The sequence below is a fragment of the Mesorhizobium sp. P2_E6 genome, assembly GCF_056403835.1.
Genome location: NZ_JBFUEQ010000003.1, coordinates 416,596 through 442,051, shown reverse-complemented (window position 1 = coordinate 442,051; position 25,456 = coordinate 416,596). Strand labels below are relative to the sequence as shown.

Annotated in this window: 22 protein-coding genes and 1 other RNA gene; 17 read left to right on the top strand and 6 right to left on the bottom strand. The window is 63.7% G+C overall.

Going from position 1 to position 25,456, the window contains the following annotated elements:
• Nucleotides 1-21 precede the first annotated feature (21 nt).
• Together AC1D08_RS10045 and AC1D08_RS10040 are read right to left on the bottom strand one after the other, a co-directional pair.
• Nucleotides 22-1,200, bottom strand: coding sequence for a lytic murein transglycosylase (locus AC1D08_RS10045; protein ID WP_477423043.1), 1,179 nt, complete (start codon nt 1,198-1,200; stop codon nt 22-24).
• A gap of 244 nt (nt 1,201-1,444) precedes the next feature.
• Nucleotides 1,445-2,248: a glycoside hydrolase family 25 protein gene (locus tag AC1D08_RS10040; RefSeq protein ID WP_457150356.1), complete on the bottom strand. Its 804-nt coding sequence runs from the start codon at nt 2,246-2,248 to the stop codon at nt 1,445-1,447.
• 283 nt (nt 2,249-2,531) lie between these two features.
• On the opposite strand from AC1D08_RS10040, the gene AC1D08_RS10035 reads away from it, so the two are divergent.
• Nucleotides 2,532-3,911 (top strand): serine hydrolase domain-containing protein, encoded by a 1,380-nt coding sequence (locus AC1D08_RS10035; protein ID WP_457150355.1) that lies wholly within the window; start codon nt 2,532-2,534, stop codon nt 3,909-3,911.
• A gap of 3 nt (nt 3,912-3,914) precedes the next feature.
• On the opposite strand, the gene AC1D08_RS10030 is transcribed toward AC1D08_RS10035, so the two are convergent.
• From AC1D08_RS10030 to AC1D08_RS10020, 3 genes are read right to left on the bottom strand one after another with little or no spacing between them, the layout of a single operon-like run.
• Nucleotides 3,915-4,580, bottom strand: coding sequence for a class I SAM-dependent methyltransferase (locus tag AC1D08_RS10030; protein WP_457150354.1), 666 nt, complete (start codon nt 4,578-4,580; stop codon nt 3,915-3,917).
• Nucleotides 4,577-5,875 (bottom strand): BtaA family protein, encoded by a 1,299-nt coding sequence (locus tag AC1D08_RS10025; protein ID WP_477423041.1) that lies wholly within the window; start codon nt 5,873-5,875, stop codon nt 4,577-4,579. Before AC1D08_RS10025 ends, AC1D08_RS10030 begins: the two co-directional genes overlap by 4 nt.
• A gap of 31 nt (nt 5,876-5,906) precedes the next feature.
• Complete coding sequence (locus tag AC1D08_RS10020; protein WP_477423039.1) at nt 5,907-9,530, bottom strand: hydantoinase B/oxoprolinase family protein; 3,624 nt, start codon at nt 9,528-9,530, stop codon at nt 5,907-5,909.
• Between the two features lie 191 nt (nt 9,531-9,721).
• Here AC1D08_RS10020 and AC1D08_RS10015 point away from each other — a divergent pair, with 191 nt between their 5' ends.
• The 7 genes from AC1D08_RS10015 (at nt 9,722) to AC1D08_RS09985 (ending at nt 13,748) form a co-directional block, all read left to right on the top strand.
• Nucleotides 9,722-9,982 carry a hypothetical protein gene (locus AC1D08_RS10015; protein ID WP_109668284.1) on the top strand — a complete coding sequence of 87 codons (261 nt, stop codon included), beginning with the start codon at nt 9,722-9,724 and terminating at the stop codon, nt 9,980-9,982.
• A gap of 176 nt (nt 9,983-10,158) precedes the next feature.
• A complete protein-coding gene (locus AC1D08_RS10010) occupies nt 10,159-10,878 on the top strand; it encodes a J domain-containing protein (RefSeq protein WP_095086896.1) in 720 nt (239 codons plus the stop codon).
• On the top strand, nt 10,875-11,630 hold the full coding sequence (locus AC1D08_RS10005) for an N-acetylmuramoyl-L-alanine amidase (protein ID WP_477423037.1): 756 nt from the start codon (nt 10,875-10,877) through the stop codon (nt 11,628-11,630). Before AC1D08_RS10010 ends, AC1D08_RS10005 begins: the two co-directional genes overlap by 4 nt.
• Before the next feature lie 210 nt (nt 11,631-11,840).
• On the top strand, nt 11,841-12,521 hold the full coding sequence (locus tag AC1D08_RS10000) for a lytic transglycosylase domain-containing protein (protein ID WP_457150350.1): 681 nt from the start codon (nt 11,841-11,843) through the stop codon (nt 12,519-12,521).
• Between the two features lie 80 nt (nt 12,522-12,601).
• An RNA gene (gene rnpB / locus AC1D08_RS09995) (RNase P RNA component class A) lies at nt 12,602-13,001 on the top strand.
• Between the two features lie 172 nt (nt 13,002-13,173).
• Nucleotides 13,174-13,458: a type II toxin-antitoxin system ParD family antitoxin gene (locus AC1D08_RS09990; protein ID WP_457150349.1), complete on the top strand. Its 285-nt coding sequence runs from the start codon at nt 13,174-13,176 to the stop codon at nt 13,456-13,458.
• Between the two features lie 8 nt (nt 13,459-13,466).
• On the top strand, nt 13,467-13,748 hold the full coding sequence (locus AC1D08_RS09985) for a type II toxin-antitoxin system RelE/ParE family toxin (protein WP_477423035.1): 282 nt from the start codon (nt 13,467-13,469) through the stop codon (nt 13,746-13,748).
• A 12-nt stretch (nt 13,749-13,760) separates the two neighbouring features.
• Here the strand turns inward: AC1D08_RS09985 and AC1D08_RS09980 are convergent, their stop codons facing one another.
• Nucleotides 13,761-14,876: a cystathionine gamma-lyase gene (locus tag AC1D08_RS09980; RefSeq protein WP_457150347.1), complete on the bottom strand. Its 1,116-nt coding sequence runs from the start codon at nt 14,874-14,876 to the stop codon at nt 13,761-13,763.
• A 409-nt stretch (nt 14,877-15,285) separates the two neighbouring features.
• Here AC1D08_RS09980 and mraZ point away from each other — a divergent pair, with 409 nt between their 5' ends.
• The 9 genes from mraZ to ftsW are packed head-to-tail and all read left to right on the top strand — an operon-like array spanning nt 15,286 to nt 25,455.
• The gene (mraZ, locus tag AC1D08_RS09975; RefSeq protein WP_457150346.1) at nt 15,286-15,744 is read left to right on the top strand and encodes a division/cell wall cluster transcriptional repressor MraZ; all 459 of its coding nucleotides are present in this window, start codon (nt 15,286-15,288) and stop codon (nt 15,742-15,744) included.
• Nucleotides 15,741-16,757, top strand: coding sequence for a 16S rRNA (cytosine(1402)-N(4))-methyltransferase RsmH (rsmH, locus tag AC1D08_RS09970; RefSeq protein WP_457150345.1), 1,017 nt, complete (start codon nt 15,741-15,743; stop codon nt 16,755-16,757). Before mraZ ends, rsmH begins: the two co-directional genes overlap by 4 nt.
• Nucleotides 16,758-16,761: 4 nt before the next feature.
• On the top strand, nt 16,762-17,157 hold the full coding sequence (gene ftsL / locus AC1D08_RS09965; RefSeq protein ID WP_477226986.1) for a cell division protein FtsL: 396 nt from the start codon (nt 16,762-16,764) through the stop codon (nt 17,155-17,157).
• Nucleotides 17,154-18,863, top strand: coding sequence for a peptidoglycan D,D-transpeptidase FtsI family protein (locus AC1D08_RS09960; protein WP_477226987.1), 1,710 nt, complete (start codon nt 17,154-17,156; stop codon nt 18,861-18,863). Before ftsL ends, AC1D08_RS09960 begins: the two co-directional genes overlap by 4 nt.
• Nucleotides 18,864-18,917: 54 nt before the next feature.
• Nucleotides 18,918-20,366: a UDP-N-acetylmuramoyl-L-alanyl-D-glutamate--2,6-diaminopimelate ligase gene (locus tag AC1D08_RS09955; RefSeq protein WP_457150342.1), complete on the top strand. Its 1,449-nt coding sequence runs from the start codon at nt 18,918-18,920 to the stop codon at nt 20,364-20,366.
• The gene (locus AC1D08_RS09950; protein WP_457150341.1) at nt 20,363-21,793 is read left to right on the top strand and encodes a UDP-N-acetylmuramoylalanyl-D-glutamyl-2,6-diaminopimelate--D-alanyl-D-alanine ligase; all 1,431 of its coding nucleotides are present in this window, start codon (nt 20,363-20,365) and stop codon (nt 21,791-21,793) included. The genes AC1D08_RS09955 and AC1D08_RS09950 overlap by 4 nt, the downstream gene beginning before the upstream one ends.
• A 19-nt stretch (nt 21,794-21,812) precedes the next feature.
• Nucleotides 21,813-22,895: a phospho-N-acetylmuramoyl-pentapeptide-transferase gene (gene mraY, locus AC1D08_RS09945; RefSeq protein ID WP_023765130.1), complete on the top strand. Its 1,083-nt coding sequence runs from the start codon at nt 21,813-21,815 to the stop codon at nt 22,893-22,895.
• 8 nt (nt 22,896-22,903) lie between these two features.
• Nucleotides 22,904-24,304: a UDP-N-acetylmuramoyl-L-alanine--D-glutamate ligase gene (gene murD, locus AC1D08_RS09940; RefSeq protein ID WP_457150339.1), complete on the top strand. Its 1,401-nt coding sequence runs from the start codon at nt 22,904-22,906 to the stop codon at nt 24,302-24,304.
• Nucleotides 24,304-25,455, top strand: coding sequence for a putative lipid II flippase FtsW (gene ftsW, locus AC1D08_RS09935; RefSeq protein ID WP_095086935.1), 1,152 nt, complete (start codon nt 24,304-24,306; stop codon nt 25,453-25,455). Before murD ends, ftsW begins: the two co-directional genes overlap by 1 nt.
• The last annotated feature ends 1 nt before the right edge of the window (nt 25,456 follow it).

Sequence of the window (25,456 nt, the reverse complement as noted above, 5' to 3'; positions counted from 1 at the left end):
ACTACTTACTATTCGCACTCACTAGAGCCTCGCCAAAAGCTCCGGCGTCGGCCAGCCGTCCACCGGCAGGCCAAGACGCATCTGCTCCTTGCGGATGGCTTCGCGGGTGTTGGTGCCGAGGATGCCATCGACCGTGCCGACATCGTAGCCCCTGGCTTCCAGCCTGGTCTGCAGCGCCTTCAGTTGCTCGTTGTTGAGGCCGGTCTCGGGATTGCGCGGATCGAACTGTGGCGCGCCCGCCAGCCTGGCGGCGAGGTTGGCAGCGGTCAGCGCGTAGGTGAAGGACTGGTTCCATTCGAGATAGACATCGAAATTGTCGTAGGTGAGGAAGGCTGGCCCCTTGCGGCCCATCGGAAGCGCGAGGCCCGCTTTCAGGCCATTGTCGACCAACGGGGCGCCGCTGGGGTAGGTGACACCCCATTGTGCCCATTGTGTCAGCGGCAGCTTGTTGGTGCGCCCGGTCTGGTCCCACGGCATGTCGTCGGGCACGCGGACCTCCTGGATCCAGGGCTCGTCACGTTTCCAGCCACGCGACAGAACCTTGTTGGCAGTGGTCATGATCACATCCGGCACGCTGCCGCGCAGGTCGACCTTTCCGTCGCCATCGCCGTCGACGCCGCGCGCCAGATAGTCGGAAGGCAGGATCTGCGTCTGGCCGATCTCACCGGCCCAGGCACCCCTGACATCGGCCGGCACGACGCCGCGATCGATCAGTTCCAGAAGTGGCACGAGCTGAGGCCGAAACAGTTGCGGGCGGCGGCAATCATGGGACAGCGTCACCAGGGCGCTCAGCGTGTGGAAATCGCCCTGCACGGCGCCGAAATCGGTCTCCAGCGCCCAGAAGGCGGCGATGATCGGTGCCTGGACGCCGAATTGCTGGTCGGCACGGGCGAAGACATCGGCGTATTTCTTCATGTTCGCCGCGCCCTGCTTCAGCCGGTAGGCCGAGATCATGCGGTTCGAAAATTCGGTGAAGGTCTGGGTGAAGACGCCCTGGGCGCGGTCGCGCGCCAGGACCTTGTCGTCGATGGTGGCATCCTCCAGCGCGTCCAGACCCACTGCACCGACACCAGCCGATTTGGCTTCCGCCGCTACGCCCTGCTTCCAGGTTTCGAAGTCGCCGCCACATTCCTGCGCCATCGCCGGCAAGGCCGTGGCGCACAAGAAGAGCGCCGCGAGGGCTTGGGAATGCAGTCGCATCAGCTTCCTTTCGAACGAATGAGGGCATTTGTCGTGCCCCCCTCGGAAGCCCCAACGCCCTTGATTACCGCCGGTTGCACTCTTTGCCGCCGGCTGTGTCGAAAAGCAAGCGGCAGGCCCGGTGTCAACGGTGTTCTGCCGAAGCCTCTTATTCCGCTCCGCTTCGCTGCGGTTAAACCTAGGTCAACGGGTGTTCTGCCACAGCCCCCTTTTTCCAGGCGACCTCGTTGCCGTTGAACCGGGCTCAACGGGTGTTCTGCCGCAACCACTTGTTCCACGCAGCTTCGCTGCCGTTGAAGACGTTGATGTCGGACTTGCCGGTCATGCCCGGAACGATGCCGGTTCCGGTGTATTGCCAGAAGGTGAAGGGGTGACTGCCGTATTTTTCGCGCGGATGGCCGGCGACGGATCGCAGCCAGTAGGGATAGCCGCGGAAGGTCGATAGCTGGTTGTCGTCGAAGAAGTCGACCGAGGTGTAGATGATCGGCTTCTTGCCATAGTGCCGTTCGACGATTTCGAGGAAGGTGGTCATCTCCGCGCGCACCGTGGCGGCATCGGGACGCAACCTGCAGGTTGGCGACTTCGGGTTCCACTCCATGTCGAGGACTGGCGGCATCGCCGAGCGATCGACCGGGACGTTCTGGATGAACCAGCGCGCCTGCTGGGCGGCGGGCGTGCAGAAGTAGAAGAAGTGGTAGGCCGCGCGCGGGACGCCGGCGGCTTTCGTGCGGGCCCAGTGTTCGTTGAAATATTCATCGAAGCGGTCACCGCCCTCGGTCGCCTTGATGAAGGCGAAGGAGATGCCGCTGGCCTTGGCAGCCGGCCAGTCGACCGACGTCTGATATTTGGACACATCGGTGCCGTGGACGGCATAGTTCCACGGCGCGCCGCTGTCCCATTCATGCGGCTTGGAATCGGCGAAGCGCGGCGCGCGCACGGCAACCGTCGTCGGGCTACTGGACGCAGACGGCGACAGCGGCGAGAGATCGTCCACCGTCGAGCAGGCGCTAAGCAGCGTCAGCATGATGAGGCCCGCAAGACGGCGCATCGCAACTCCCGAGCCGGATTCAGCCGGTCGCTGATGGGTCTGTGCACTGATGGCCGGCGCTTGGTCTGGCCCCCGACGAGCGATCGCCCCACAGCATCGCCCGGTATCTTCGTTCTCGTGCATGTCGTTGTCCCAAAACCGCTGCGCAGTTTTGGGCGACATGCATTGATCGCCGAACATGGTTGATATCAGGTTGACGGCGCTCGACAAGCACTGCGATTTGCGGAAGCAATGGCGGCAAATCGATGACATAAGCGTCAGGCAGGGGCCTGGGAGGAAACAAATGCGGACCGTCGCCAAGATCGTCAGATGGCTGCTTGGCCTGGTCGTGCTGGCGATCGCCGCGCTCTTCGCCTGGCTCTACATCGCACCGCCGGAATTGATCCGTGTCGGTTCGGGCTATTCGGCCAAGATTGTCTGCTCGAACGTCTTCATCGCCGGTCGCGACGCCAATGAGGTGCTAGCGGTCGACGTGCAGGCGCCTGGGCACCCGCTGCTGCGGCTGATGCGGGTCTCGGTGGACAAGAACAGGGGAACGGTCTCGGCGGGCCTGCTCGGCTTCCTTGGCAAGAGCCTCGCTGTCGCCCGTGATGGGCTGGGCTGCGCCTCGGTTCCCGATGGCGATGTCGGCAAGGCGCGACGGACGGCGGTCTATGCCGAACCGTCGGCGGTCAGCCAGGACGCGCTGTGGCCGGAGGGCGAGCGGGTCGAGCCGTCACAGGACCCGGTGATTGCCAAGCTGCTCGACGATGCGGCGCTGACCGGCACCGGCATGCGTGCGGTGGTGGTGGTCAAGAATGGCCGCGTCGTCGCCGAGCGCTATGGCGCGGGATTCTCGGCAAAGACGCCGATGCTCGGCTGGTCGATGACCAAGACGGTGAACGCCGCTATCGTCGGCACGCTGGTCAAGGACGGCAAGATGGCGGTCGACAACAAAGGCCTGTTCACGCCATGGAAGGCGGATGGCCGCGCGGCGATCAGCCTTGCCGACATGATGGCGATGTCGAGTGGACTGGAGTTCAACGAGGACTATGGCGACGTTGCCGACGTCACGCGCATGCTCTACCTCGAACCCGACATGGCAGGCTTCGCCGAAGCCAAGCCACTGGTGGCCGAGGTCGGCAAAGTGTTTACCTATTCGAGCGGCACGGCGGTGATGCTGTCGCGCCTCTGGCAGGACGCGATCGGCGACAAGGGAAAGGCGCTGACGTGGCCACGAACGGCGCTGTTCGAGCCGCTCGGCATGCACAGCGCGGTGCTCGAGACCGATGAACAGGGCACCTTCGTAGGCTCGTCCTATCTCTATGCGACTGCGCATGACTGGGCCCGCTTCGGCCAGTTCCTGCTGCAAGGGGGCGTGTGGAACGGCAACCAGGTGCTGCCGGCCGGCTTCGTCGACTGGATGCGGGAGCCGGCGCCGGCCTCGAAAGTCTACGGCAAGGGCCAGTTGTGGATCGAGGCACCGGGCGACGAGAAAAAGCCCGGCGCTGGCGTGGCGGCGGGCCTGCCCAAGGACACCTACTGGATGGAAGGCCATGACGGGCAGACGGTGACCATCATTCCCTCTGAGCAACTGGTGGTGGTGCGGCTCGGGCTGACGCCGGCCAAGCTCGGCTACCGCCCTCAGGCGATCGTTGGGGCCCTGGTGGCCGCGCTACATTAGCTTCTACGGACGCGGCCCGATCACGGCCAGCCACGCATAGCCGCGATAAAGCGTGCGGAAACGGAAGCTTGCGCCGGTTCGACGAGTTTCCGATTCCAGGACCTCGCGCAGGGTTGAGCGCGGCGCGACATGGAACTTCTTGAGCCAGCCGCGCAGCAGTGCCCGGAACCAACCCGGCAGGCCTTCCTGCTGCCCGAAATCGACGACGTGCAGCGAACCATTCGATGACAGCGCAGCAAGTGCCGCCGACACCGTCTTTTCCCAACCAGGGATCATCGACAGCGAATAGGATACGAAGATGCGGTCGAACCGTTCTACACCGTAAAGCGCGTCTGTGTCGAAATCGGTGGCGTCGCCCCTCGCCAGCGTGACGCGGCCCGACAAGCCTTCGCGAGCAATGGCAGTGCCGGCCGTCTCCAGCATCTCGGCCGAAATATCGAGGCCGAAGAAGCGGGCGTCGGGATAGCGACGGGCGGCCAAGATGATGTTGCGGCCGGTGCCGCAGCCGAGTTCAAGCACGGTGCCGCTGGCCGGCACGTCGAGTCCCGAGATCATCAGGTCGCGGCCAAGCAAATAGTATTTGCGGGTCAGGTCGTAGATGTGACGCTGCCAGCGATAGACGCCGTCCATCAGCTCGGCATGGCTGGCCGGCAGCTCGGTGGTGCTCATGCTGCGCGCTTCACGTAGAGGTGGAAGCCGCCATAGATGGCCGAACGGTCGCGGGTCGAGAATTCGCGCGAGGCCTCGTCCTGATAAGTCCATTGGTCGAGCAGCGAGCTGGAAACCCGGCCGGGCAACAAGCTGGGTTCGGCGGCGGTGCGGAAGATGACGCGGGCGCCGGCCGACGCGGTGCGGGTGATTTCGGACCATAGCGCATTGAGCTGGTCGTCGGTCATCCAGTCCTGCGCATCGAGCAGGATGAAGCGGTCGACCGCGCCTGCATCCTTGCCGGCAAGGAACTCGATCAGATTGGCATGGTGGATGGCTACGCGGTCGACATTGCCGCGGATGGTCTCGTAATTCTGCTTTTCGAGATAGGCGGGCAGGGCGGCCTCGCCGGGATTCGGATAGCGGCGGGCGAAGGCCTGCCAGGCGAAGTAGTTGTTCTCCAGCGGAAAATCGCAAGCGAGCTTTTCCAGCCGGGCCTTGAGCACGCTGGCCATGGTGCCGTCGCCCGACGTGATCAGCGAATCATACTGCGCCGGCGGAATGCCGAGGCCGAACAGCGAGGCTTTGCGCGACGTCGCCCATTTCAGCAGCGGCTTGTCGAAGACCGGCGCCAGTTTCTCGTTGAAGAAGCGGCGCTGCTCGCCGATGTTACGGGCCTGCATGATGCCGGCAGGATCGACGCCGAAGAACTTTGCCGTGCGATGGCCCATGGCGATGAACAGGCCGAGCAGGCCGGTCTGGTAGAAATTGCGATCGAAGACCGCGATGCGCCGGCGGCCGCGCCAGTTGCGGCGCTCCCAGTAGTGACGGCTGACCGGGTCGAGATGCGGCGCGATGAAACGGTCGTAGGCTTGCGAATTGTGGCTGGTGTCGGCGGCGCCGAAGAAGCGGAACAGATCGCCCTGCGCAGGCAGGTGGCGCACGGCTTCCAGCTTCATGCGGTTCAACGCGATATGCGCTGCATTGAGGTCGACGGCGTCAATTTGTGCTGGCGAACGGGTCAGGTAGGCGAGGATGTTGCAGCCGCCGGAGGCGATGGTGACGACGCGATGGCCCTGGCCAAGCTGCATCGCCTCCATGTCGACATCGGGGTCCTCCCAGATCTGCGGGTAGACGAGGCCGGAAAACAGGAAGGCGAACAGCCGCTCCGAGATGCCGGCTTTCGACAGCGGGCGGTTCTGGTAGACGGCCTTTCCAACTTCCTTGCCGCGGCGAAAAACCAGATCTGCGGAAACGTCCGTCATGGCAAGGTGATTCCCCATTTGCTTTGGCGCAAGCGGGTAGCGCAGGGTCATGACAGGCCAGTGACAGCCTGTTGACGTAGCTTCAGGCCTTGCCAAACCCGCCCGGCGTCGGCGTCGTCAGGATGACGGCGTCGCCGGCCTGAAGCACGGTCTGGTCGCAGGCTTTCAACAGGTCGATCGCGCCGTCCTTGCGGCGGACCTTGGTCGAGCCGACTTCGCCGTCGCCGCCACCGTCCAAGCCTTGCGGCGGGCGGTTGCGATGCGAGGACAGGATCGCGCATTCCATCTTCTCGAGGAAACGGATGGTGCGCCTGGTGCCGTCGCCGGCGCTCCATCTGCCCTTGCCGCCGGAACCTTCCCGAATGTGGAAATCCTCGAGCAGCACGGGAAAGCGCAGCTCCAGCACTTCCGGGTCGGTGAGGCGCGAATTGGTCATGTGGGTATGGACGCCGGAAGTGCCGGCAAAGCCGCGGCCGGAGTTCATTCGGCCGGCGGGTGAGCCGGAACAGATCGTCTCGTAATACTGGTAGTGCTTGTTGCCGAAGGTCAGGTTGTTCATGGTGCCTTGCGCGTTGGCCATGGCGCCCATGGCGCCGAACAGCGCATTGGTGACGTGCTGCGAGGTCTCGACATTGCCGGCCACGACGGCGGCAGGGTAGGCGGGTTTGAGCATGCAGCCGTCGGGAATGATGATGTTGATTGGCCGCAAACAGCCGGCATTCATCGGGATCATGTCTTCGACCATGACGCGGAAGGCATAGAGGACCGCCGCGCGGGCAACCGGCTCGGGCGCATTGAAATTGTTCTTCATGACCGGCGACGTGCCGGTGAAGTCGACAGTCGCCTCGCGCCGTTGCCGATCCACCGTGATCTTCACCTTGATGAGCTGGCCGGTATCGGTCGGATATTCATATTCGGAAGCGTCCGGCAGCCGCTCCAGCACGCGGCGCACGCTCTCGGCGGCGTTGTCCTGGACATGGCCCATATAGGCTTCGACGACATCGAGGCCGAAATGCGCGACCATCTTGCGCAGTTCCGCGACGCCTTTCTCGTTGGCGGCGATCTGCGCCTTGAGGTCGGCGATGTTCTGGTGCGGATTGCGGGCCGGCCACCGGTGGTCGGTGAGCAGCGTTTCCAGTTCCTTCTCGCGGAAGCGGCCGCGATCGACAATGCGGAAATTGTCGAACAGCACGCCTTCCTCGTCGACCGTTGTGGCGAGCGGCGTCATCGAGCCGGGCGCCGTGCCGCCGATATCGGCGTGGTGGCCACGCGAGGCGGCCCAAAACAGGATTTTCTGCTGAGCGTCGTCGAAAACCGGCGTCACCACGGTGATATCGGGCAAATGGGTGCCGCCATTGTAGGGGGCGTTGAGGGCAAAGACGTCGCCGGGGTGGATGTCGCCGGAATTCAGCCGGATGATGGTTTCGACCGAACGATCCATGGAGCCTAGATGCACCGGCATGTGCGGCGCATTGGCGACCAGCGCGCCGTTGTGGTCGAAGACGGCGCAGGAGAAATCCAGCCGCTCCTTGATGTTGACGGAATAGGCGGTGTTCTGCAGTGTCACGCCCATCTGCTCGGCGATCGACATGAACAGATTGTTGAAGACTTCCAGCATCACCGGATCGGCCTCGGTGCCGAGCGCTGCCTGCCGCTGCTTCTCCTCGACGCGGCGTAACAGCACATGGTTCTTGGCGGTGATCTCGGCCTGCCAGCCCGACTCGACGACGATGGTCTGGTTAGGCTCGATGATCAGCGCAGGGCCGGCAATTCTATGCCCGGGCTTGAGCCCTTCGCGGCGAATGATGCCGGCGTCGCGCCAGATGCCGTCGGAAAAGATTTTTCTAACTTCCAAAGGACTTGCGGCGATGTCTTCGAGCGCGGAATCGCTTTCGTCGCGTCCCGTGCCACCGGTGTCGGTCCCCTCGACGCCGACGGTCTCGACGATCATCGGCTTGTTGTCATAGACGAAGCCGAACTGCGCCTTGTGGGCAATTTCGAAATCGCGCTTGGCCTTGAAAATCGAGTCTTCCTCGAAATTCACCGGCAGTGTCGTGTCGGTGCCGTCATATCGAATGTGAAGCACCGGCTTAGCGGCAACCATGTTTTCGGCGATGCCCTGCACTGCGAATTCGGCGAAGACGGCTTTTCTCAGGGTGGCAATCAGGTTGCCGATCTCGGTTCTGGACTCTTCCGCCAGCGGCTTCAGCAGCGCCTGCTGGCGCGAGGCAAAAACCGAGGACAGTCCAATGCCATAGGCCGACAGCAGGCCGGAAAAGGGATGGATCAGCACCGCTTCCATGCCGAGCGCGTCGGCAACCAGGCAAGCATGCTGGCCGCCGGCGCCGCCGAAGCAATTGAGCAGATATTCGGTGACGTCGTAGCCGCGCTGGACGGAAATCTTCTTGATGGCATTGGCCATGTTTTCCACGGCGATGGTGACGAACCCTTCGGCGACAGCCTCGGGAGTGCGGCCGTCGCCGATTTCGGCGGCCAGTGCGGTGAATTTTTCGCGCACCGTTTCGACGTCGAGCGGCTGGTCCTGGGCGGGACCAAAGATCTTCGGAAAGAAATCGGGCTGCAGCTTTCCCAGCATGACATTGGCATCGGTGACGGCCAGCGGCCCGCCGCGGCGATAGGCGGCCGGGCCGGGATTGGCGCCGGCGGAATCGGGGCCGGCGCGGAAACGGCCGGCCTCGTAGTGGAGGACCGAACCGCCGCCGGCGGCGACGGTGTGGATGCGCATCATCGGCGCGCGGATCCGCACGCCGGCGACCTCGGTGTCGAAGGCACGCTCATACTCGCCGTCATAGTGGGCGACATCAGTGGAGGTGCCGCCCATGTCGAAACCGATGACCTTGCCGAAGCCGGCAAGCTTCGCCGTCTCGACCATGCCGACAACGCCGCCCGCTGGCCCGGATAGCAGCGCGTCCTTGCCCTGGAATATGTCGGCGGCGGTCAGCCCGCCAGAGGACATCATGAACATGAGGTGGGGAGATTGGCCGGGCGCGGCGCCCAATTCCCCAGCCACCTTCTGCACATATCTCGACAGGATCGGCGACAGATAGGCGTCGACCACGGCGGTGTCGCCGCGGCCGACCAGCTTGATCAGCGGCGACACTTCATGGCTGACGGAAACCTGGCCGAAGCCCAGTTTTCGGCAGACTTTTGCCACTGCCTTCTCGTGGTCGGGGTATTTCCAGGCATGCATGAAGACGATGGCGACGGCGTCGATGCCATCGGCTTTCGCCTGCTCGATCGCCGGCCGGCAAGCCGCGATGTCGAGCAGCCGTTCGATGCTGCCGTCGGCGCGCACGCGCTCGTCGATCTCGATGACGCGCTCATAGAGCTGTTCTGGAAGGATGATCTCCTTGGCGAAGATGTCCGGCCGCGCCTGATAGGCGATCTTCAGCGCGTCGCGAAACCCCTTGGTGATGAGCAGCAGAACCCGGTCTCCCTTGCGCTCCAGAAGGGCGTTGGTGGCGACGGTGGTGCCCATCTTGATGTCGCCGATCAGGCCCGGCGGGATTGCGCCGCCGGAGGACAGGCCGAGAAGGTCGCGAATGCCCTGGATGGCGGCATCGGCATAGGCTTCGGGATTTTCGGAGAGAAGTTTGCGCGGATGCAGCCCGCCTTGCGGGTCGCGGCCGATGACGTCGGTGAAGGTGCCGCCGCGATCGATCCAGAAATCCCACGTCGCGGTCATGGCAGCTCCCGGCAGTTTCAGTTCGATTTGCTCAACACATCCTGTTAGTTCGCCGTTGTCTGGCCGGCAATCGCAAACGGGCCAGATGATGTTACATATGGAAACGCAACGTTACGAAACTCATGGCCGTCTGATGCATTTCCCCTTCGACCGTTCACCGCAACGTGAACGTGTAGTGAAGGAGAGATGTTATGAAAAAGCTCATTCTTGCGTCCGTTTCCGCTTTGGCGTTGCTCGGCGTTGCTGCCTGTAGCGACAGCGGCACGGACAACACCACCACCCAGAGCACCAATCCGCCGGCCGCCGAACAGCCGATGAAGCCGGCGACGCCGGAAGCCACGCCGCCGGCCGCAACGCCTCCGGCAACCGATAACTCGACCACCAAGAGCATCACACCTGAGAAGCCTGCCGAGCCGGCTCCGGCAACACCAGCTCCTGCGCCCGCGCAGTAGTCAGCAAAGCAGTACTCGTGTGATGATTGAGGAAGGCCGGCTTGTGCGCCGGCCTTTCTCATATTGTCCGCGCCCCGTGGCTACATCCCCCTCCGGCGCCACAGCGACCGGTTGCGCCAAGGCTGCGGCACTGTCCCGGCTTGATAGCAAGAGGCCGTGGCCCTAAGAAGCAGGCCATGTCGATTTGGGATCGCCTTGGCGAATTCATCACGCGCGTTTCATCCTCAACCTCGTCCGGCGTCGCCGACGTCGTGGAGGCTGTGCGCACGATTTTCTCCGGCGACGCTGATCTGCGCCGGCGTGTCGCTTTCTCGGTGGCGATGATCGCGCTGTCGGCCAAGATGGCCAAGGCCGATGGCATCGTGACCCAGGACGAGGTGCGCGCGTTCCAGGAAATATTCGAAGTGCCGCCGAAGGAGACGCGCAATGTGGCGCGGCTGTTCGATCTCGCCCAGCGCGACGTCGCCGGTTTCGAAACCTATGCTGAGCGGATGGCGCAACTGTGCGGCTCGGGCCATTCCAACTGCGTGATGCTGGAAGACATACTCGACGGTCTGTTTCACATCGCCAAGGCCGATGGGCTGGTGCATGAGCGCGAAGGCCACTTCCTGCATCGCATCGCCGAGATTTTCCGCATCGACGAGGCCCATTACGAGAGCATCATGGCGCGGCACGTCAATCTCGGCGCAGGTGATCCCTATGTCGTGCTCGGCATCGAACGCGGCAAGCCGTTCGAAGAGGTCAGGAAGCGTTATCGCAAGCTGGTCTCCGACAATCATCCGGACCGGCTGATCGCGCGCGGCCTGCCGCAGGAGTTCATCAAGATCGCAACGACCAGGGTGGCGGCGATCAACGCCGCCTATGAGATGATCGAGCGGGGCCTGCGGCACGCATGAGCGGCTTCCTGCCCGACGAGCCCAGCGCCGAGGTCAGGGTATCGCCGAATTTCGGTCCGCGGCGCGACACGCTCCGGCCCGACATGATCGTGCTGCATTACACTGGAATGGCGACCGGTGCCGGCGCCGAAGCATGGCTGTGCGATCCGGCCAGCGAGGTCTCGTCGCACTATCTCGTGCATGAGAATGGCCACATCGTGCAGATGGTCAGGGAAAGCGATCGCGCCTGGCACGCCGGCCAGAGCTCGTGGTTCGGACGCGCCGACATCAATTCCTGTTCGATAGGCATCGAGATCGTCAATCCGGGACATTCGCTGGGCTATCCCGGTTTTCCCAGACGGCAGATCGATGCGGTGATCGGCTTGTGCGCCGGGATCGCAGGTCGGCACTCGATTGCTGCCGAGCGAGTGCTGGCCCATTCGGACGTGGCGCCGGGGCGCAAGATCGATCCGGGCGAGAAGTTCCCATGGCGGACGCTGTTTGCGGCCGGCGTCGGCCATCTCGTGGCGGCCGCACCCGTCAGGCGAGGGGCCGTGCTCAAGACCGGAGACACCGGCGCCGATGTCGAGGCGTTGCAGTCGATGCTGGCGCTCTATGGCTATGGCGTCGAGATATCAGGCATTTTCGACCGGCAGACGGAGATTGTCGTCGAAGCGTTTCAGCGACATTTCCGGCCGCGCAAAGTGGATGGTGTTGCCGATGGCTCGACGCAGCGGACGCTAGAAAGGCTGCTTGCTTCCGTAAGGTCTTGATCTCGGGGGAAGCTGTTCCCAAGGTACTCATTCCAGTCCTTAGGTTACAAGCTGTCACTTAAAGTGACTTGCCTGGCCTTGTTTGGCACCAATTCGAGCTTCAAACGGCTGGCGTGCAAGTTGTCGGACCCCCAGCCCCCCGGATGTTCCGATATTGATTAAGCGTTGCTGCGTGAACACCTTCACGCGGTTCAGACAGAACAGGATCACATGCAGAAATTGACCGTTTTAACGGCAGCTGTTGCTGCCGGCGTAATGACTTTTGCCTTCGGTGCCGCGAATGCCAGCCCTCGGGCTGATCAAGGGCTCGTCGCGGTATCCGCAAAACCCAGCAAGGCAGGCCAAGACGCCAAGGCCACGAAGCGGTCTCCCGTGAAAATGGAAAAGGCAAGTTTTGCCAAGCCGAAGAAATCCGCCAAGAGGCAGACGAAGCGCGGCCGCAAGACCTTGGACATGGCGACAACGGCGTCGATCGGCCTCAGGAACGCGGCTGCGTCGACGGCAGCAGTGGCCGGCGGCGGTCAGTATTCGGCGATCGTCGCGCGCTATGCCGCGAGCTACGGCGTACCGGTTTCGCTCGCTCATGCAGTCATCAGCATCGAGAGCAACTACCGGCCGAACATGGTCGGCAGCGCCGGCGAGATCGGCCTGATGCAGATCAAGCCGGCGACGGCGCGGATGATGGGCTACAACGGTTCGGCAAAGGGCCTCTTCGACCCCGACACCAACATCAAATACGGCATGAAGTACCTCGCCATGGCGCAGGACCTCGGCGGCGGCACCACCTGCGGCACGATCCTGAAATATAACGCCGGCCACGCCGCGACGCGGATGAACCCGGTGTCGGCCGCCTATTGCAGCAAGGTCAAGGTGCAGATGGCGGCGCTTTAGCCGACTGGTTGTGTGGAGCCGGCCGGAGCGGCCGGCTTTTTCGTTTGCGTTTTCGAGCGTGAACCCCTTTATACGCCTTGCCAGCTGGCCGGGCGGCCGCACCCGCAACAGCCGAAAGGCCGCGGGTGAGGAAAGTCCGGGCTCCATGGAGACACGGTGCCGGTTAATGGCCGGCGGGGGCGACCCCAGGGAAAGTGCCACAGAAAGCAAACCGCCACGATCTAATCGTGGCAAGGGTGAAAGGGTGGGGTAAGAGCCCACCGCGCGACTGGCAACAGGAGCGGCACGGTAAACCCCACCGGGAGCAAGACCGAATAGGGGCGGTGCGAGGGGAAACCCTCGAGGGCTGTTTCCGGCTCACCGTCCGGGTAGGTTGCGTGAGGCGTATGGCAACATGCGCCCAAGATGAATGGCCGCCACGTTCTCGCCTCGCAAGGGGCGAGGGCCATACAGAACCCGGCTTACAGGCCAGCTGGCAATTCTCTCCCCGACATCGAAAAGAAATCTTTGAGATCAGCAGGTTGCGCCCTCGGGCGCGCCTGCCGATTCAAGCTGTTCAGCTACTTACCCTCGAAAGCGGGGAGCCTACCTGTTGCTTGAAGCTGGTGCGATTAAATCGTACCATGGGTCAGAATGGCATCAGGGGCCTATCATGGGACAGGTCGACAAACGCAGCATTACGCTTTCGCCGGAACTGGCGCAGGCGGTGGACGATGTGGTCGCAGCCGGCGAATACGCTTCGGCGAGCGAGGTGATCCGCGATGCGCTCAGGCAATGGAAGGACCGGCGCGATCTGCATGGCTACACGGTCGAGGAGTTGCGCAAGCTGGTGCAGGAGGGGATCGACAGCGGGCCGGCATTGGATGGGCCGCTACTCATGGAACGATTGCGCGCCAAATATCTGAAACTGTCAGAGACCAAGGGCTTTCAGGAGTGAAATACCGCTTGCTTCCCCAAGCAGTGGTCGACCTCGAAAATATCGGTGACTACATTGCCAGCCACGATCCATCGGCAGCTGTCCGCCTCGTGGATGCGTTGCAAAGACGGTGGGATTTGCTGACTTTGCATCCTTTCTCAGGCGCGCCACGCGACGATATCGCCCCGGCCATCCGTCATCTGGTCGTGGGCGACTACCTCACTCTGTACCGGGTCGGTGACGACGCGATCGAAATCATCCGCGTGCTGCACGGCAAACGCAGGATCGAAGCCGACGACCCCGGTTCATGATCGACGCCCCGGTCAGCCGCTGATCTTGTCCAGCGACGCCTCGATCGCCTTCCAGAGTTCTTCCACCGGCTCACAGCCGACCGAGAGGCGAACGAAACCGGCGGCAACCGCATCGCCTCTCTTAGATCGGCGTTCGGCGGAGCTATGGACGCCGCCAAAGGATGTTGCGGCCTGCATCAGATCGCAGTTGTTGATGAAATCCTCGGCCTTGTCTTCAGAGGCGAGCTCGAACGAGATGAGAAAGCCGAAGCGCTCCATCTGGGCTCGGGCAAGGTTGTGCGACGGGTCGCTCTCCAGTCCGGGAAAACGCAGGCCGCTGATTGCCGGGTGGCTCTTCAGCCGCCGTGCGATCACTTCCGCCGAAGAGCACATGCGGTCGAAGCGCACATCCAGCGTTTCGAGGCCGCGATGCACCAGCCATGCCTCGAACGGTCCAGGAATGCTGCCGGAGATTTCTCGCCAGCCGGTCACGGCGGCGATGATATCGGCATTGCGGCTGGCGACATGGCCGAACAGAACGTCGGAATGGCCATTGGGTGCCTTGGTGTCGGCGGCAACGACGATATCAGCGCCATGGTCGAGCGGGCGCTGTCCGAAGGGCGTCATCGTCGTGTTGTCGACGGCAAGGAGCGCACCGGCCACGTGAGCGGCTTTTGCAACGGCCGCGATATCGCAGATGTCCAGTCCCGGGTTGGCTGGGGTTTCGACGAAGGCAAGGCGGTAACCTTCGAAGCCACCGTCGAGGAAGGTCGATGTCGGCCTCATATCGTAGGTGACGCCAAACGGCTTCAGGAAGCGGTCGGCCAGGGCCCTTGTCGTGTGGTAGCCGTCCGCAGGCAGCAGGATACGGTCGCCGGCTTTAAGCAGGCCGAAAAACACCGAACAGATCGCAGCCATCCCGGACGGAAAGGCGACGCTGGGCGCACCTTCCAGATGCGCCAGCATGTGCTCGACCGCATCCCAGGTCGGGTTGCTGAAGCGGCCATACTCATCGAAACCGTTGGCGTCGCCGGGGGTGTGATAGATCGCGGCCATGGTCAGCGGCAGCGGGATCGGATCACCCTTGGCGAACCCCCTGTCGCGCAGATGGGGAAGTGCCGCAGCGCGTGCGTTCGCTGTTTCAGACATCGATTCTCAGACCCTCTTGGTGACCGACGAGATGCGGCGAGACGCTATGCCGGGCGGTGGCTTGCGGCAAGGCGCGTCCGGTTGGGCCAGGCGGGTCTAAACGCTTCGTTAGGCTTAATGGACCATAAAGACGAGACGTGCCGTCAAGGCTGCTCTCATTGGTCGCGACGCGCGTGTTTGTGAAGCCATTCCCGTTGACGCCCATAGTGCCCCATGATATCCCATTTCGATACTCAAGCCTTCGTTCCGCGTCAGGGTAAAGCGTACGCCAATCGGGCAGCCGCGGCGGCTGCGCGTTTGCGGGTTTTTGCCCTTATGGACGAGGCTGATACGGGGCAGGGAGCGCGCTGCGGCGGCGCGTGCGGCAAGATGGAGAGGGGTGCGGCGGCGCAAGCGGCTGTGACGTTCAATGGACCGGTTTCTGTCAAACACGGTGAGCAGGATCGATGCGAAGGGGCGAGTTTCCGTTCCGGCGCATTTCCGTGCCGTCGTGCAGAAGCGCGGCTACTCGGAACTCTATGGGTTGCGCTGTCTCGACCAGCCGGCGATGGATGTTGGCGGGCTCGACCTGCTCGACCGCTACGAAGAGCGCATCGCACTCGAAGATCCCTTCCTGCAGACGGCGGACGACATGTCGTTCTTCTGCCATGGCGATGGTACCTTCCTGAAGCTCGACCAGGACGGCCGTATCACGATAAGCGATTTCATTCGCGAGCATACCGGCATTTCGGCGGAGGTGGCCTTTGTCGGGCGCGGCAATTTCTTTCAGATCTGGGAACCGGGACGGCTAGCTGCCTATGGGGCGCAGGCGCGGGCCCGGCTTTTGCAGCTTCGGCAGGGGACGAAGCCTGGGGAGCGACCGGAATGACGGTAGGCCACGGCGATGACCCTCACGCCGTTGGCGGATCGGCCCGCCACATTCCGGTCCTCCTTGGCGAAGTGCTCGAAGCGCTGGCGCCGGCGGAGGGCGACATCATCGTCGACGGCACGTTCGGCGCCGGCGGCTACACCAAGGCCATTCTGGCGACGGGCGCTTCCGTCGTGGCGATCGACCGCGATCCGGATGCCATCGCCGCCGGGCGCGATCTCGAGGCGCAATCCGGCGGCAGGTTGAGGTTGGTGCAGGCGCCATTCTCGACGCTGGACGAGCATGTCGAGAGCGCCGACGGCGTCGTGCTCGACATCGGTGTGTCGTCGATGCAGCTCGACCAGGCCGAACGCGGGTTCTCGTTCCGCGCCGATGGGCCGCTCGACATGCGCATGGCGCAAGCGGGCCTGAGCGCCGCCGATGTCGTCAATTCCTTCAAGCCGGGCGATCTCGCCCGCATCTTCGGCTTCCTCGGCGAGGAGCGTCACGCCGGCCGTATTGCCCGCATGATCGAGGCTCGCCGCGAAAGGCGGCCATTCGAGCGCACGCTGGAACTGGCCGACGCCATCGAGACACATGTCGGCCGCGCACCAAAGGACAAGATCCATCCGGCCACGCGCGTCTTCCAGGCGTTGCGCATCTTCGTCAATGACGAGCTTGGCGAACTGGCGAAGGCCTTGTTGGCCGCCGAACGCACGCTGAAGCCGGGCGGGCGGCTCGCCGTGGTGACGTTCCATTCGCTGGAAGACCGCATCGTCAAGCGCTTCATCGCCGATCGCGCCGACGCCGTGACCGGCTCGCGCCATATGCCCGAGGCACACGCGCGCACCGCGACCTTCCGCAAGGCGGGCGGCGGCGTGACTGCCGGCGATGCCGAGGTCGCGGCCAACCCGCGCGCCCGTTCGGCCCGGCTGCGCGCGGCCATCCGCACCGAGGCACCGGCCCGCAACAGCGACTTTTCGATTTTCGGCCTTCCAAAACTTCCCGGCATCGACCGGCCGGGAGAGAGGTAAGCACGTGTTTCGTACCAGCGACATCGTCCTGATCGCCGTCATGGTTTCGGCGGCGGCCCTTACCTACAAGACCAAGCGCGAGGCCGAGGAACAATTGGCAGCGGTGCAGAAGATCCACGAGCAGATCCGCTATGAGGAGGACACGATCGACCTGCTCAAGGCCGACTGGAGCCTGCTCACCCAGCCGTCGCGGCTGCAGAAGCTGGCCGACCTCTACAAGTCGCAGCTCGAACTCCAGCCGGTCAGCGCCCGCCAGATCGTCGGTATCGGCGACCTGCCGGCCAAAGCCCTGGACATTCAGGACATCCTCAAAGGACGCGAGGGCGGCATGGCCGACAATTCCGACATGGCGTCCCCGGACGGCAAGGATCCCGTTGTGACCGGAGGCATCGCCCAATGATCGGCAAACTGCTGAAGCGCAGCACCAAGGCCGGTGAAGGCGGATCGATCGTGGTCGAGGGCGCCCGCAAGGCGACCGGCGGTAAGGGCAGGACGCGCATCGTGATGACGATGGCGGTGTTCTTCGGCATCTTCGCGACCATTTCAGGGCGGCTGGTCTATCTCGGCTTCCAGACCCCCGACATGTCGGGCGGCCCGCAGAGCCGGGTAACAGCGTCGCGGCCCGACATTGTCGATCGCAACGGCGAAGTGCTGGCGACGGACATCAAGACGGCGTCGCTGTTCGCCGAACCGCGGCGCATCGTCGACGCCGACGAGGCGATCGAGAAGCTGTCGACGGTTCTGCCCGAGATCGACTACGAGCAGACCTACCACAAGCTCAAAAGCGGCGCCGGCTTCGTCTGGCTGCAGCGGCAGCTGACGCCCAAGCAGCAGTCCGACATCATGCAACTCGGCATTCCCGGTTTCGGCTTCCGCACCGAAAAGCGCCGCTTCTATCCGAGCGGCGAGACCTCGTCCTACGTTGTCGGGCTCACCAACATCGACAACCAGGGCATCTCCGGCATGGAGAAGTATGTCGATGAGCAGGGTTTGAGCGACTTGCAGGCATCGGGCCTGGCGGTGGCCAAGGATCTGAAGCCGGTGAGGCTTTCGATCGATCTGCGCGTCCAGCATGTTGTGCGCGACGAGATCGCCGCCGGTTTGGAACGCTATCGCGCCATGGGCGCTGGCGCCGTTGTGCTCAACGTCAAGACAGGCGAAGTGGTCGCGATGGCCTCGGTGCCGGATTTCGATCCGAACAATCCTTACAATGCACAGGAAAAGGACCGGCTGAATCGGATGTCGGCGGGGCTCTATGAGATGGGCTCGACCTTCAAGAGCTTCACCTCGGCCATGGCGCTCGATTCCGGCAAGGCGACGATGGCGAGCCGCTTCGACGCTTCGCATCCGATCCGGGTCGGCCATCAGGCCATTCACGATTTCCACGGCAAGAACCGTGTGCTGTCATTGCCGGAGGTGTTCCTCTATTCGTCCAACATCGGGTCGGCCAGGGAGGCCGAGATGGTCGGCATCGAGGGGCACCGCGAATTCCTGCATCGCCTTGGAATCTTGGACAAGATGCAGACCGAACTGCCGGAAGTCGCCCGTCCGACTGAACCGAAGGTCTGGAAACAGGTCAATTCGTTCACCATCGCGTTCGGCCATGGCGTGTCGACGACGCCGCTGCAAGCGGCTGTCGGCTGCGCGGCGCTGATGAATGGTGGCTTCCTGATGAATCCTACCTTCCTGGTCCGCACTCAGGAAGAAGCGATGGCGGTGGCCAAGAAGGTGGTCAGCGAAAAGACGGTCGATGGCATGCGCTACCTCTATACGCTCAACGCCGAAAAGGGCTCGGCCAGAAACGCCAGGGTCCCCGGCTACCGCGTTGGTGGCAAGACCGGAACAGCCGAGAAGGTCATCAATGGCCGCTACTCGAAGGAATTGAACTTCAATACCTTCGTCGCCGCTTTCCCGATGGACGATCCGCAATACCTCGTGTTTACGATCGCCGACGCCCCGCACCCGGAAAAGCCTGGCATGACCGACGTCGCGGCCGCGAATGCGGGGGTTATCGCCGGTAATATCATCAAGCGTTCAGCGGCCATGCTTGGCGTGAAGCCAGATTTCAGCCATGAAAATGGTGCAACGCTGGTTTCCTATCAGTGATTCTTGGGGCGCGCCGGCAACTGCGCGCTATTTTGTTGTGGTGAACGGGACTCGATGAAGCTCAGAGATCTAGCCGGTATCCTGCCAGTCGAAGGAACAGCTTCCGCCGATCTGGAGGTTACCGGGATTTCGTCGGATTCCCGCCAGGTAAAGCCCGGCGTCGTCTTCTTCGCGCTCGCCGGTACCAAGGCGGATGGCGCCACCTATGCCGCCGACGCTGCCCGGCGTGGCGCCGCCGCAATCGTCGCAGGCAGCGCCATCGCCGGGTTGCCGGTTCCAGTGCTGGCGGTCGATGATCCGCGCCTGGCGCTGGCGCTAAGCGCGGCCCGCTATTTCGGCAAGCAGCCTGAGACCATGGTCGCGGTGACCGGCACCAGCGGCAAGACATCGGTCGCCGCCTTCACCAGGCAGATCTGGGAGCAGGCCGGCTATGCCGCCGCTTCGATCGGCACCACCGGCGTGGTGGCGCCGGGTCGCAACGAGTATGGCTCGTTGACGACACCCGATCCGGTCGCCTTGCACCAGCTGCTCAAGGAATTGGCGGATGCCGGCGTCACCCACGCATCGATGGAAGCCTCCAGCCATGGGCTCGACCAGCGCCGCCTCGACGGCGTCAAGCTGGCGGCAGGCGGCTTCACCAATCTCGGCCGCGACCATATGGACTATCATCCGACCGTCGAGGACTACCACCGCGCCAAATTGCGCCTGTTCGACACGTTGCTGCCGAAAGGCGCGCCGGCCGTCATTTTCGCCGACGATCCGTGGTCGGCGCCGACGATCCAGGCGGCGCAGGCTGCCGGGCTCGACGTGCTGACGGTTGGCCGCCATGGCGATTTCCTCAAGCTGAAGCGAGTCGAGCACGAGCGCCATCGCCAGCGCGCCGAGGTCGAGGCTGGCGGCGTGCTCTACGAGGTCGACCTGCCGCTCGCCGGCGATTTCCAGATATCGAACGCGCTGGTTTCCGCGGGGCTTGCCATTTCCACTGGAACACCTGTCGCCAAAGCCTTGCTGGCATTGGAGAAACTGAAGGGCGCGCCGGGCCGGCTCGACCTTGTTGGCACCACCACCAACGGCGCGCCGGTCTATGTCGACTACGCTCACAAGCCCGATGCGCTGGAAAACGTGCTGGCCTCGGTGCGCCCGTTCACCACCGGTCGCGTCATCGTCGTGTTCGGCTGTGGCGGCGACCGCGATCGCGGCAAGCGGCCGATCATGGGCGAGATCGCGACGCGGCTCGCCGATGTGGTCATCGTCACCGACGACAATCCGCGCTCGGAAGTGCCGGAAACGATCCGCGCCGCTATTCTTGCCGCCGCGCCAGACGCCATCGAAATCGGTGACCGGCGCCAGGCGATACACGAGGCGGTCGCTATGCTGCATGCCGGCGACACGCTGATCGTGGCCGGCAAGGGCCACGAGGAAGGCCAGACGATCGGCACTGAAACGCTGCATTTCTCAGATCATGAGGAAGTCCGCGCGGCGCTGCGGGAGCGTGCCGCATGAGCTTGCTGTGGACCTCCGAGGCACTGGTTGCCGGCATGGACGGGCGGCCGCTCGGGCCGATGCCGGAAGGCATATCCGGTATTTCGATCGACAGCCGCAGCCTGCAACCGGGCGACGCCTTCTTCGCCATCAAGGGCGAGGTGATGGATGGTCATGACTTCGCCACTGCCGCCATCAAGGCCGGCGCCGGCGTGCTGGTGGTGGCGGAAGGCAAGCTGCCGTCGCTCGGTCGGCTGACGGCACCGATCATCGTCGTCGAAGACGTGCTGGTGGCACTTGAGAAGCTTGGTGTCGCTGCGCGCGCTCGTTCCGAGGCCAAGATCATCGCTGTGACCGGTTCGGCCGGCAAGACCACCACAAAGGAAGCGCTGCGCCACGTGCTGTCGGCGGTCGGCAAGGTGCATGCCTCGGCGCAGTCCTTCAACAATCACTGGGGGGTGCCGCTGACGCTGGCGCGGATGCCGGTCGATTGCGACTATGCCGTGTTCGAAATCGGCATGAACCATCCCGACGAAATCCGGCCACTGGTCAAGATGGTGAGGCCGCATGTCGCCATCGTCACCATGATCGCGGCGGCGCATCTTGGCTTCTTCCGCAATCTCGATGAGATCGCCAGGGCCAAGGCCGAGATATTCGAAGGCCTGGAGCCTGACGGCGCAGCCGTCCTCAATCGCGACGATGGGCGCTGGAAGCTTCTGGACAAGATGGCGCATGCCGCCGGAGTCGAGCACGTGTACGGCTTCGGCGAGAATGCGCGCTCGACCTTCAGGCTGATCAAATGCGATCTCCATGCCGACCATTCCGACATCACCGCCAGGATCGGCGGCCACGAGGTGACGGCCCGGGTCGGTGCGCCCGGCCGCCACATGGTGCAGAACGTGCTGGCGGTGCTGGGTGCGGCGCATCTGGTCGGCGCCGATCTCGACAGAGCGGCGCTGGCGCTGGCCGATCTTTCGGCCGAGCGCGGCCGTGGCAAGCGCCATGTGCTGCGCCACCCCGGCGGGCCGATCACGCTGATCGACGAGAGTTACAACGCCAACCCGGCGTCGATGGGCGCCGCCATGGCGCTGCTCAATGCGACGCCGGTGACAGGCGAGGGCCGCCGCATCGCCGTGCTAGGCGACATGCTGGAACTCGGCGACCATTCGGCCAAGCTGCATGCCGCCCTTGCCGATCTCATCGTCGGCACCGGGACGCAGACGGTCTTTCTCGGCGGGCCGGAAATGCGGGCGCTGGCCGAGAGGCTGCCAGGCGAAATCGAGACGGAATACCGCGCCGGCGTCGAGGAACTGAAGCCGGTGCTGCTTGCCGCGCTGAAACCGGGCGACGTGGTGATGATCAAATCGTCGAAGGGCATCGGTTTTGCAAAACTGGTCGATGCGCTGCTGGGCAAGTTCCCGGCTCAAACGACAAGCAAACAGACCTAGGTCGGGGGACGATAAGCGCATGTTCACACTGCTCGTCGATTTTGCGGACAAGATCTCGGTCTTCAATGTCTTCCGCTACATCACCTTCCGCACCGGCGGGGCGCTGATCACGTCGGCACTCATCGTCTTCATCTTCGGACCGACCATCATCAATTCGCTGCGGTTGCGGCAAGGCAAGGGCCAGCCGATCCGCGCCGACGGCCCCCAGACGCATTTCAAGAAGGCCGGCACCCCGACCATGGGCGGGCTGATGATCCTGTCGGGCATCATCGGGTCGTCGCTGCTGTGGGCAAACCTGTCGAGCATCTATGTCTGGGTGGTGCTGCTGGTGACGCTGGGCTTCGGCTCGATCGGCTTCTACGACGACTATCTGAAGGTGACCAAACAGTCGCATCTCGGCTTTTCCGGCAAGGCACGGCTGGCGCTCGAATTCGTCATTGCCGGCATCGCCGCCTGGGTGATCATGCATAACGGCCAGGCGCCGTTCTCGTCGTCGCTGACATTCCCCTTCGCCAAGGAATTCATCATCAATCTCGGCTGGTTCTTCATCCCGTTCTCCTGCTTCGTCATCGTCGGCGCCGGCAATGCGGTGAACCTGACCGACGGCCTCGACGGGCTGGCGATCGTGCCGATCATGATCGCGGCGGCGTCCTTCGGCGTCATCGCCTATCTGTCCGGCAACGCCGTGTTCGCAGAATATCTGCAGATCCATTTCGTGCCCGGCACCGGCGAACTGGCGGTCGTGCTCGGCGCGGTCATCGGCGCCGGCCTCGGCTTCCTCTGGTTCAACGCGCCGCCGGCGGCGATCTTCATGGGCGACACCGGCTCGCTGGCCATGGGTGGCCTGATCGGCACGGTTGCCGTCGCCACCAAGCACGAAATCGTGCTGGTCATCGTCGGCGGATTGTTCGTCGTCGAAATCCTGTCGGTCATCATCCAGGTCGGCTACTTCAAGATGACCGGCAAGCGGGTGTTCCTGATGGCGCCGATCCACCATCATTTCGAAAAGCTCGGCTGGACCGAAAGCCAGGTGGTGATCCGATTCTGGATCATCGCCGTCATCCTGGCGCTGGTCGGCCTGTCCACCCTGAAGCTGAGATAGGAGGCCGCTTGATCCCCGCCGCATCCTTCGCAGGCAAGCGCGTTTCGCTCTTCGGGCTCGGTGGCTCGGGGATCGCGACGGCGCGCGCGCTGATCGCCGGCGGGGCGGACGTGCTGGCCTGGGACGACAACCCCGACAGCGTTGCCAAGGCGGCGGCGGACGGCATCGCAACCAGCGATTTGCGCGGCGCCGACTGGGCGAAGTTCTCGGCTTTCGTGCTGTCGCCGGGCGTGCCGCTGACGCATCCCAAGCCGCATTGGACGGTGGAACTGGCGCGTGGTGCCGGCGTCGAGATCATTGGCGACATCGAGCTTTTCTGCCGCGAACGGATGCTCGCCGCGCCGGCAGCGCCGTTCATCGCCATCACCGGCACCAACGGCAAGTCGACGACGACCGCATTGACCGCGCATATCCTCAAAGCGGCGGGTCGCGACACGCAGATGGGCGGCAATATCGGCCGCGCGGTGATGACGCTCGATCCGCCCGAGCCCAATCGGCATTATGTCGTCGAATGCTCGTCGTACCAGATCGATCTCGCGCCCTCGATCAACCCGACGGCCGGCATCCTGCTCAATTTGACGCCGGACCATCTCGATCGGCACGGCACCATGCAGCACTACGCCTCGATCAAGGAACGGCTGGTGGCCGGCAGCGAGACTGCGATCATCGGCATCGACGATTCCTGGTGCGCTCAGATTGCCGAGCGGCTGGAGCGGGCGGGGCGGCATGTCATCCGTATTTCCAAGCGGCTGCCGCTGACCGACGGCTATTTCGCCGACGGCGGCAACCTGATGGAGGCGGTGAACGGTCGCTACAGCCGCGTCGCTTTCCTCGAAGGCATCGGCTCGCTGCGCGGCCAGCACAATGCGCAGAACGCGTTGGCGGCGGTCGCTGCTTGCCTCAAGGTCGGGCTGGACCTCGGCGAAATCCAATCCGGACTGGAAAGTTTTCCCGGCCTTGCACACCGCATGGAGCAGGTCGGCCGCAAGGATCATGTGCTGTTCGTCAACGATTCCAAGGCGACCAATGCCGACGCGGCGGCACCGGCTTTGTCGAGCTTTCCGCGCATCTACTGGATCGCCGGCGGCCTGCCCAAGGAGGGCGGCATTGAGCCGCTGCGCGGCTTCTTCCCGCGCATCGCCAAGGCCTATCTGATCGGCGAGGCGGCGCCCGCCTTTTCGGCGACACTGGGCGAGGCCGTGTCCTACGAAATATCGGGCACGCTGGCCGCTGCGGTCGAACATGCCGCGCATGATGCGGCTCAAGACGATGCGAGCGAAGTGGTGGTTCTGTTGTCGCCGGCCTGCGCCAGTTTCGACCAGTTCAAGAATTTCGAAGTCCGCGGCGAAGCCTTCAGGCAAGCTGCGAATGCTATCGAGGGTGTGAAACCCATCGGAGGGGCACGATAATGCAGAGCCGTCTCGATAAAAGTCCGGTTGCGACCTGGTGGTGGACGATCGATCGCTGGTTCCTGGCGGCGTTCCTGTCGCTGATGGGGCTCGGCATCGTGCTGTCCTTTGCCGCCAGCCCGGCGGTGGCCGAACGCATCGGCCTCGACAGCTTCCATTTCGCCACCAGGCAGATCATCTTTACCGTTCCGGCGCTCGGCGTGATGCTGGCGGTGTCCTTCCTCGAATCCCGGCAGATCCGGCGCATGGCGTTGATCATGCTGTGCCTGATGCTGGTGCTGATGGTGGCGGTGCTCTACATCGGCGTCGAAGTGAAAGGCGCGCGCCGTTGGGTGTCGCTGGCCGGCCTGTCGATCCAGCCGTCGGAATTCCTCAAGCCCGCCTTCGTCATCATGTGCGCCTGGCTGTTTGCCGAGCACAAGCGCCAGCCCGACATTCCGGGCAATCTGTTTGCCATGCTGCTGCTGGCGCTGGTCGTCTCACTGCTGGTGGCGCAACCGGACCTCGGCCAGACGATGCTGGTGACCGGCACCTGGGGTGTGATGTTCTTCATGGCCGGGCTCCCATGGCTGTGGATCATCGCGCTTGGTGGCGCGGGCGTCGGCGGCGTATTTGCCGCCTATTCGGTGTTTCCGCACGTCGCCTTGCGCATCGACAAGTTCCTCACCGGCGAAGGCGACACGTTCCAAGTCGACATGGGCCGCGAGGCGCTGATCAATGGCGGCTGGTTCGGCGTCGGGCCGGGCGAGGGCACCGTCAAGCGGGTCATCCCGGACAGCCATGCCGACTTCGTCTTTTCGGTCGCCGGCGAGGAATTCGGGTTGATCATGTGCTTCTTCATCATGTCGATCTTCGCCTTCATCGTGCTGCGCGGCCTCAACACGGCGCTGAAGGAACATGACGACTTCACCCGCTATGCGGTCGGCGGCCTCGTCACGGTGTTCGGCCTGCAGGCCGTCATCAACATGTGCGTCAACCTGCAGCTCGTGCCGGCCAAGGGCATGACGCTGCCATTCATCTCCTATGGTGGCTCCTCGCAGATCGCCATCGCCATCTCGATGGGCATGGTGCTGGCGCTGACGCGCAAGCGGCCCGAAAAGCGCAAGCAGATGGGCTTTGCCTTGCCGCAACGCGCCTTGCCGGCGGAGTGAT

Excerpts from the sequence above, each read along its gene's own strand:
- AC1D08_RS10035 (WP_457150355.1), top strand. The coding sequence starts at position 2,532 with ATGCGGACCGTCGCCAAGATCGTCAGATGGCTGCTTGGCCTGGTCGTG.
- AC1D08_RS09980 (WP_457150347.1), bottom strand. The coding sequence starts at position 14,876 with ATGTCTGAAACAGCGAACGCACGCGCTGCGGCACTTCCCCATCTGCGC.
- AC1D08_RS10020 (WP_477423039.1), bottom strand. The coding sequence starts at position 9,530 with ATGACCGCGACGTGGGATTTCTGGATCGATCGCGGCGGCACCTTCACC.
- AC1D08_RS10040 (WP_457150356.1), bottom strand. The coding sequence starts at position 2,248 with ATGCGCCGTCTTGCGGGCCTCATCATGCTGACGCTGCTTAGCGCCTGC.
- AC1D08_RS10025 (WP_477423041.1), bottom strand. The coding sequence starts at position 5,875 with ATGACCCTGCGCTACCCGCTTGCGCCAAAGCAAATGGGGAATCACCTT.
- mraY (WP_023765130.1), top strand. The coding sequence starts at position 21,813 with ATGTTCACACTGCTCGTCGATTTTGCGGACAAGATCTCGGTCTTCAAT.
- AC1D08_RS09950 (WP_457150341.1), top strand. The coding sequence starts at position 20,363 with ATGAGCTTGCTGTGGACCTCCGAGGCACTGGTTGCCGGCATGGACGGG.
- AC1D08_RS10005 (WP_477423037.1), top strand. The coding sequence starts at position 10,875 with ATGAGCGGCTTCCTGCCCGACGAGCCCAGCGCCGAGGTCAGGGTATCG.
- AC1D08_RS10045 (WP_477423043.1), bottom strand. The coding sequence starts at position 1,200 with ATGCGACTGCATTCCCAAGCCCTCGCGGCGCTCTTCTTGTGCGCCACG.
- AC1D08_RS10015 (WP_109668284.1), top strand. The coding sequence starts at position 9,722 with ATGAAAAAGCTCATTCTTGCGTCCGTTTCCGCTTTGGCGTTGCTCGGC.
- AC1D08_RS09955 (WP_457150342.1), top strand. The coding sequence starts at position 18,918 with ATGAAGCTCAGAGATCTAGCCGGTATCCTGCCAGTCGAAGGAACAGCT.
- rsmH (WP_457150345.1), top strand. The coding sequence starts at position 15,741 with ATGACGGTAGGCCACGGCGATGACCCTCACGCCGTTGGCGGATCGGCC.
- AC1D08_RS09990 (WP_457150349.1), top strand. The coding sequence starts at position 13,174 with ATGGGACAGGTCGACAAACGCAGCATTACGCTTTCGCCGGAACTGGCG.
- mraZ (WP_457150346.1), top strand. The coding sequence starts at position 15,286 with ATGGACCGGTTTCTGTCAAACACGGTGAGCAGGATCGATGCGAAGGGG.
- ftsW (WP_095086935.1), top strand. The coding sequence starts at position 24,304 with ATGCAGAGCCGTCTCGATAAAAGTCCGGTTGCGACCTGGTGGTGGACG.
- AC1D08_RS10010 (WP_095086896.1), top strand. The coding sequence starts at position 10,159 with ATGTCGATTTGGGATCGCCTTGGCGAATTCATCACGCGCGTTTCATCC.
- AC1D08_RS09960 (WP_477226987.1), top strand. The coding sequence starts at position 17,154 with ATGATCGGCAAACTGCTGAAGCGCAGCACCAAGGCCGGTGAAGGCGGA.
- AC1D08_RS10000 (WP_457150350.1), top strand. The coding sequence starts at position 11,841 with ATGCAGAAATTGACCGTTTTAACGGCAGCTGTTGCTGCCGGCGTAATG.
- AC1D08_RS10030 (WP_457150354.1), bottom strand. The coding sequence starts at position 4,580 with ATGAGCACCACCGAGCTGCCGGCCAGCCATGCCGAGCTGATGGACGGC.